The organism is Novosphingobium naphthalenivorans NBRC 102051 (assembly GCF_001590985.1).
Taxonomy (GTDB): Bacteria; Pseudomonadota; Alphaproteobacteria; order Sphingomonadales; family Sphingomonadaceae; genus Novosphingobium; species Novosphingobium naphthalenivorans.
The window spans coordinates 1-758 of record NZ_BCTX01000215.1 but is presented as its reverse complement, the minus strand read 5'-3'; the positions used below and the strand labels follow the sequence as shown (position 1 = coordinate 758).

The following is a 758-nucleotide window of genomic DNA, read 5'->3' as shown; positions in this document are numbered from 1 at the left end:
TCCAGCAAACACGACATCGCCGAGGCCGAAATGCACACCGCACCGTCCTTGGCGGAAGGCCAGATGAACCGTCCGTGCTCGAGCCGCTTGGCATAGAGGGACATGCCGATGCCGTCGTGCCACAGGATCTTGCATAGGGATCCCTTACGACCGCGAAAGATGAAAAGGTCGCCCGCGAACACGTCTTGATGAAGGCCGTGTTGAACCTGCCGGGCGAGGCCAAGCATGCCCCGGCGCATATCCGTGTGCCCCATCGCGAGCCAGATCCGCGCTTGTCCTGGAATCGGGATCACGCGCGCAGCCCCTGCAGTGCCGCCGTGACCAGCGCCGGCGGTGCATGGGGGGCAATCCGCACCACGGCGCCAGCAATCTCGATCTCGATAGCGACCGAGCCAATATCGACCGTCGGTTCGGCCCGCAGGCGCTCCGGCGTGTCGTCGACCAGCACCGGCACGAAGCCGCTCTCCGGTTCCGGGTCTGGATCGAGCAACTCCTTGCGCCAGCGATAGAGCTGGGCCGGTGCGATATCTGCCGCCCGTGCAATCTCCGACACGTTCGCACCCGGCTCCAGGGTTGCCTCGATCAACTCCAGCTTCTGATCGTCCGTCCAGGTGCGGCGACGCTCGACACCCGTTATCACCGTCACTTGCGTCATCACACCGAGCCGTCGCTAATACCGATGCAAATAACATTACTTGCACCAGGACGATCTCACCCACGCTCGCGAACCATGCAAGACGGCCCCCGCCGGAGGGATA

Annotated in this window: 2 protein-coding genes; both read right to left on the bottom strand. The window is 63.7% G+C overall.

What is annotated here, in order from left to right; genetic code table 11:
* Positions 1-293 (bottom strand): IS66 family insertion sequence element accessory protein TnpB (gene tnpB, locus NN5_RS24795; RefSeq protein ID WP_084385155.1); only part of this gene is annotated, 293 nt, incomplete at its 3' end.
* Entirely contained in the window at positions 290-655 is a 366-nt protein-coding gene (tnpA, locus tag NN5_RS24790) for an IS66-like element accessory protein TnpA (RefSeq protein ID WP_037486794.1), read from the bottom strand. The genes tnpB and tnpA, both read right to left, overlap by 4 nt.
* Positions 656-758: the final 103 nt, after the last annotated feature.

Bases quoted from the DNA above. Each gene is read 5' to 3' on its own strand.
- tnpA (WP_037486794.1), bottom strand. From the start codon at position 655: ATGACGCAAGTGACGGTGATAACGGGTGTCGAGCGTCGCCGCACCTGG.